The organism is Streptomyces sp. ISL-100 (assembly GCF_018614615.1).
In the GTDB taxonomy this organism is placed as follows: Bacteria; Actinomycetota; Actinomycetes; order Streptomycetales; family Streptomycetaceae; genus Streptomyces.
The window spans coordinates 1-6,304 of record NZ_JAGGOK010000118.1 but is presented as its reverse complement, the minus strand read 5'-3'; the positions used below and the strand labels follow the sequence as shown (position 1 = coordinate 6,304).

Here is a 6,304-nt window from a genome sequence, read left to right as displayed (position 1 = left end):
GTTCAGGGTGTCGGGTCAATGAGTTCGTTTCATCTTGAAGTTGCTGGTCACGGGGCTGGTGGGTCATCGATCGTGTACTCGTGCTGGTCGTGGGCGGTTGTCGCAGCTCAAGATCGTCTGACGTCTCAGCGATCACGGATCCACCGATTCTCCGGCGTGAGCGCGGCGGGTGTCCGTACGATCGGGGTAGGGCCGGTAATGCTCCCGGATTGCACGGTAAGGATGGTTCCGCTTGTGAAGGTCGGGCCGCAGTCGGGTTCCGCTGAAGCAGCAGTCCCAGCAACCGCGTTGGCAGGCCATGGAATCCAAGGAAGAAGCAGCCAACTGCCTTCGCCCGCCGGGAAAAGAGCCAGCCCGGGGGCGCTGTCACGTTGTCGGGGTGTGGGTGTCCGGGGGTGTGTCTGGGCGTGCCGGGGGTGGGATGTCGGTGCTGGTTCAGGCTGTTGTGGGCAGGGCGGCTACGCCGGTGATCTGGTTCCAGATCGTGAAGCGGAGGACCATTTCGGTGCGGTGGTCGGGGGCGGTCATGAGGTGGCGTCGGGGCCGGAAGTGGGGTGAGATGCCGCTGAAGGCGGACAGGAAGGTGCTGTCACGTTGTCGGGGTTCGCGTGTGATGATCCTGGGGTTGATCGTCCCGGGAGGGCTTGCTTCGTGGATACCGTGCCGCCGTCGTACAAGGGCTACCGCTACCCGGTGGAGATAATCTCCCACGCGGTGTGGCTCTGTTTCCGGTTCCCGCTGTCGTTCCGCGAGGTCGAAGAGCTCCTGTTCGAGCGTGGGGTGCTCGTCTCGTACGAGACGGTGCGACGCTGGTGCGCCAAGTTCGGGCAGGCCTACGCCAACCGGCTGCGCCGGCGCCGCCCGCGGCCTGGGGACAAGTGGCATATGGACGAGGTCTTCATCAAGATCAACGGGCAGATCCACTACCTGTGGCGCGCCGTCGACCAGGACGGCAACGTCCTGGACATCCTCGTCCAGCCCAAGCGGAACACGAAGGCCGCGGTGCGGTTCTTCCGCCGTCTCCTCAAGGACCTCGAGTACGTGCCGAGGGTGATCGTGACCGACAAGCTCCGCTCCTACGGGGCCGCCCACCGGCAGGTGATGCCCTCCGTGGAACACCGCAGTTCCAAGTATTTGAACAACCGGGCGGAGAACAGCCACCAGCCCACCCGGCAACGCGAGAGAGCGATGAAACGCTTCCGCTCCGCGGGCTCGGCGCAACGGTTCCTGTCCGCCTTCAGCGGCATCTCACCCCACTTCCGGCCCCGACGCCACCTCATGACCGCCCCCGACCACCGCACCGAAATGGTCCTCCGCTTCACGATCTGGAACCAGATCACCGGCGTAGCCGCCCTGCCCACAACAGCCTGAACCAGCACCGACACCCCACCCCCGGCACGCCCAGACACACCCCCGGACACCCACACCCCGACAACGTGACAGCGCCCATCGCTGTTCTCCCCGATGACCCGCGAACTGAGGGAGATCCGGTATCAGTTCGACCGTCCGTTCGTCGTCGACTCCAGCGCTTACGAGGCGGCGTTCACGGTACGGGCCACCCCCGTCGGCGAACAGGTCGAGGCAACGGTGGACTGGTGGCGTGAGCGCCTGGCTGCCGGGCAGCCGTAGGCACCGGCTTGAGATGGGGCCCGGACCGGCTGTGCCGGGACGTACCCGCCGCAAGTCGATCATCCCCTGTCACCTCCACCGCCACCCGCGGCGGCCCGGCCGGGCAACGCCCCACGTCCGCGAGAAGATCCGTAGAGTAACCGGCCGGTAGCTCTAGATCATCAGCCGTGTGCTCGGTTACCGTCGTACTCACGCCGCCACACCCAGGGCACACGGTCCTGCTGGGACTAGCGGCGCATGGGAACTACTCACGTTGACGACTGCTATTCAAGGCACCTTCGCCGTCCGTCCCTATACGCCTCACTGCCAGGTCATCCACGACGAGGGAGACCATGCCGTCATCGGCATCTCGTCGGGGAACTCGTACTTCACCCACGACCGCGTGCTTGCTCTCGCGCGGTGGGGACTCGAGCACTTCCGGCAGGTCGATCTCATCTGGACCGACATGCACGTGGGCGAGATGTTCGTAGCCCTCGGCTACCCCGAGGTCGAAGCGCAGCGCAAGGCGGTGAAGAACCTCCGCGGCGTACGGGCCAAGGTCACCGCCGCCGTCGCGGCTCTCGACCCGGAAGGCGACCGGCTGCGCGGCCGGCCCATGTCCGCCCTCCTGGAGCTGCCCGCCTACCAGCGCATCCGCTCCCAGCTCGACACCCTCATGACGCACGACGACGAATTCCGCGAGGTATCCGACCAGCTCGCGGCCCGGTTCCTCGCCGACAAGCTGAACGGCGAGCCGCCCACCGCTCTGCAGCGCGAGGTGTGCATCAAGTACGTGTGCGCCGAGGTACCGCTGTTCCTCGACACCCCGGCCATCCTCGGTGTCTCCTCCTCGCTCAACTGCTACCACCAGGCGTTGCCGCTGGCTGAGCTGCTGTACGCACGGGGCTGGGGCCTGCGCGCCTCGCGTAATCAGGGCCACGCCGTCATCACCCCCGCCGAAGAACAGGACCACAACGGATGACCACCACCATCGATCCCACTACGGCGGCCACGTCCGACGAGCTCACCCGGTTCCCGTTCGACGCCGACGGCACGAAGCTGCCCGACGAGATCGCGCACCTCCTCGCGAACGAGCCGGTCAAGAAGGTCCGCACCATAGCCGGAGCGGAAGCCTGGCTGGTGTCCTCCTATCCGCTGTGCCGGCAGGTACTCGACGACGCCCGGTTCTCCCTCAAGGACACGTCCGCCCCGGGCGCACCCCGCCAGTACGCGTTGACCATCCCCCCCGAGGTGGTCAACAACATGGGGAACATCACTGGGGCCGGGCTTCGCAAGGCCGTGATGAAGGCCCTCAATCCGAAGGCCCCCGGGCTGGAGGAGTGGCTCACGCGCCACGCGCACCAGCTCGTCGACCAGCTCGTCGCGACAGGAGCGCCGGCGGACCTGCGCCACGACTTCACCGTCCCCTACTCCACCGGCCTGCACTGCCACATCCTCGGCATCCCCCAGACCGACGGGCCCGGCCTCTACCGGTCGCTGCACGTCGCGTTCATGAACAGCGCCCGCGGCATCCCCGCGGCGGGCATCAACTGGGACCGCGACATGGGCCACATGGTGGACCGGCTCAACGACCCGGAAACGACCGGTCTCATGGGCGAACTCGCCGCCCTGCGCGAGGACCCCGAGTACGCGCACCTGACCGACGAGATGCTCGCCACCGTCGGCGTCACGATGTTCGGCGCGGGCGTCATCAGCGTGATGGGGTTCCTCACCATGGGACTCGTGTCGCTGATCCAGCACCCTGACCTCAAGGCCCAGTTGATCGCCGACCCGGCCCTCATCCCGGCCGCCGTGGACGAGCTGCTGCGCATCAACCTGTCGATCGCCGACGGCCTGCCCCGTATCGCCATCGAGGACATGCGGCTCGGTGACGTCACCGTGCGGAAGGGGGAGCTGGTCCTCGTCCTGGTCGAGGCCGCCAACCACGACCCCGCCGAGTTCGAGGACCCGCACGCCGTGCGCCTCGACAGGCCGAACCCGAACGCGCACCTGTCGTTCGGCGGAGGGGGCCACTACTGCCCCGCCACCGCCCTCGGCAAGCGGCACGCACAGATCGCCATCGAGGTACTCCTCGACCGGCTGCCCGGCCTCGACCTCGCCGTGCCGATCGAGCAACTCGTGTGGCGCACCGGGTTCATGAAGCGGATCCCGGAGCGGATGCCCGTGCTCTGGTGATGTCGCCCTAGAAGACTCATGAAGATCTTGGGTTTTGGCCCTGCCGCGTGAGCGGTAGGGCCTAACTCGTCTTGTGGCGATGGGCGAGTGGGTCGGCGAGACCGTCGGGCCGGATGTGTGGGAGACCTGCCGGGAGTTGATCCCGGCAGGGAGTGTGTTCGCGTTTCTTGCGGAGCATCGCGGCGCGTTGTTCCCGGCGGAGATGTTCGCGGACATGTACCCCTCGGCGAACGGGCGGCCGAGCATGCCGCCGCAGATCCTGGCCTCGGCGATCACGCTGCAGGCCCTGCACGGGCTGTCGGACTTTGAGACGGTCCAGGAACTGCGGTGCGACCTGCGGTGGAAGGCCGCTTGTGGGCTTGGACTGCATGACATGGCGTTCGACCCGTCGCTGCTGGCCTACTTCCGCCGCCGCCTGGCCCGCTCTTCCCGGCCGAACCGGGTCTTCGAGGCCGTGCGGGAGGTCGTGAAGGCCACCGGTGTCCTCAAGGGCAAGCACCGCCGGGCTCTGGACTCCACCGTGCTGGACGATGCGGTGGCCACCCAGGACACCGTCACCCAGATCATCGCCGCCGTCCGCGCGGTGATCCGCGAGGTCCCCGGTGCCGCCGCCGTGGCGGCCGTGCAGTGCACCGCCCATGACTACGCCGACCCGGGCAAGCCCCGTATCGCCTGGAACGACGAACAGGCCAGAGCGGACCTGGTCGACGCCCTGGTCGGCGACGCGCTGCGGTTACTGGGCCACCTGCCCGAACAGCAACTGGGCGAGAAGGCCGCCAACGCGGTGGGCATCCTGGCCCTGGTCGCGGGCCAGGACGTGGAGCCGGCCGAGGACTCCGACGGACGCGATGGGCGCTGGCGCATCACCCGGGGCACCGCCCACGACAGGATGGTCTCCACCGTCGATCCCGAAGCCCGGCACGTCCACAAGACCCGCAGCCACCAGCAGGACGGCTTCAAGGCCCACCTCGCCCTCGAACCCGAGACCGGCTTATATACCGCCGTCGCCCTGCGGCCCGGCGCCGGGCCCGAGCACCACGAGGCCGCCGTCGGCCTGGACCTGCTCGCCGATGAGGACACCCCGGTGGACGCCTTCGGTGACACCGCCTACTCCACCGGCGACGCCCGCCAGGCCCTGAACGAGGCCGGACACCGGCTGTTCCTCAAACCCGCCCCGCTGCGGCCGGCCGTCCCCGGCGGCTTCACCCTCGACGACTTCACCATCGACACCACCGCTGCCACCGTGACCTGCCCCGCCGGACACACTGTCGGCCTGTCCGAGCCCGGTGGCCGACACCACCAGCGCAAGGCCGCCTTCAAGAATCTGTGCACCGGATGCCCCCTGCGTGAGCAGTGCACCAAAGCCAAGGCCGGACGCATCCTGACCATCCGCCCGCACCACGACCTCCAAGCAGCCGCCCGCTACCAGGCCGCCACCGACCCCAACTGGCAGGCCGACTACCGCCGCTGGAGACCACCGGTGGAGCGCGCCGTCGCCTGGCTCGTCCACCACGGCAACCGCAAACTCCCCTACCGAGGCGTCCTCAAGAACGACACCTGGCTCCACAACCGCGCCGCCGCCCTCAACCTCCGCCGCCTGATCAACCTCGGACTCACCCGCACCGGCGGAACCTGGCACCTCACCCCGGCCACCACATAGCCAAGAGGGGCCATCCGGCCTGCGGCCGGACAGCCCCTCACTAAGATCGGGACTGTAAAAAGAACGGCTCTGTTTCGTAGTCGGTGGTGACGGCCGTCGTTGACGTCATATGCGAGATGTCAACTTCCTTGTGGCAACGGTGTTTTCAGGGCTCACGGCGCTGGTTATCGATGATGTGGCGGACGACGGCGAGGTGATCCGGGTCTTGGCCCGGACCCGGGATGTTCCCTTTCCTTGCCCGATGTGTGGGATCCCGACGGGGAAGGTGCACGGGTACCACGGCCGGACAGTTGCGGACGTGCCGGTGGATGGCCGCCGGGTCGTGGTCAACGTCCAGGTGCGACGTCTGGTCTGCCCAGTCCTGGGCTGTCGGCGGCAGACCTTCCGCGAGCAAGTTCCTGGGCTGCTGGAGCGCCTTCAGCGCCGCACCACGCGTCTGAGCGGCCAGGTCTCGGCGGTAGTCAAGGAGTTATGCGGCCGGGCGGCCGCCCGGCTCACCCGGTCGCTGGCCGTACCCGTATCGTTCGCCACCGCCTTGCGGGTGCTGCGGCGCATCCCCGTACCGACGGTGCGGATCCCGCGGGTGGTCGGGGTCGACGACTTCGCCCTGCGCCGCCGCCACCGCTATGCCACGATCGTCATCGACGCCGAGACCGGGGAACGCGTCGACGTCCTGCCCGACCGCGAGGCTCCCACCCTGGAGGCATGGCTGCGCGGGAAGAAGGGGATCGAAGTCGTGTGCCGGGACGGCTCGGCCACCTACGCCGAGGCAATCCGCCGGACCCTGCCTGACGCGGTGCAGGTCAGCGACCGCTGGCAGTGCGCCATGAGGCGCCTTGT

The 6,304-nt window shown here is 68.1% G+C and carries 5 protein-coding genes and 2 pseudogenes; 6 read left to right on the top strand and 1 reads right to left on the bottom strand.

Annotated features, from left to right (window positions below):
• Positions 1-435: 435 nt before the first annotated feature.
• Positions 436-582, bottom strand: a pseudogene (locus J7E89_RS37765) (IS6 family transposase); the annotation flags it as partial.
• Positions 583-651: 69 nt separating this feature from the next.
• Between J7E89_RS37765 and J7E89_RS37760 the strand changes: the two are divergent.
• The 6 genes and pseudogenes from J7E89_RS37760 to J7E89_RS37735 all read left to right on the top strand — a co-directional run.
• Positions 652-1,371, top strand: coding sequence for an IS6 family transposase (locus tag J7E89_RS37760; protein WP_214980674.1), 720 nt, complete (start codon positions 652-654; stop codon positions 1,369-1,371).
• Between the two features lie 78 nt (positions 1,372-1,449).
• Positions 1,450-1,629, top strand: a pseudogene (locus J7E89_RS37755) (NAD-dependent epimerase); the annotation flags it as partial.
• Between the two features lie 253 nt (positions 1,630-1,882).
• Positions 1,883-2,590 (top strand): tRNA-dependent cyclodipeptide synthase, encoded by a 708-nt coding sequence (locus tag J7E89_RS37750; protein WP_214980672.1) that lies wholly within the window; start codon positions 1,883-1,885, stop codon positions 2,588-2,590.
• Entirely contained in the window at positions 2,587-3,804 is a 1,218-nt protein-coding gene (locus tag J7E89_RS37745; protein ID WP_214980670.1) for a cytochrome P450, read from the top strand. The genes J7E89_RS37750 and J7E89_RS37745 overlap by 4 nt, the downstream gene beginning before the upstream one ends.
• 79 nt (positions 3,805-3,883) lie before the next feature.
• On the top strand, positions 3,884-5,464 hold the full coding sequence (locus J7E89_RS37740) for an IS1182 family transposase (protein WP_214980668.1): 1,581 nt from the start codon (positions 3,884-3,886) through the stop codon (positions 5,462-5,464).
• A gap of 139 nt (positions 5,465-5,603) precedes the next feature.
• On the top strand, positions 5,604-6,304 hold a 701-nt coding region (locus J7E89_RS37735; RefSeq protein ID WP_214980676.1), incomplete at its 3' end, for an ISL3 family transposase.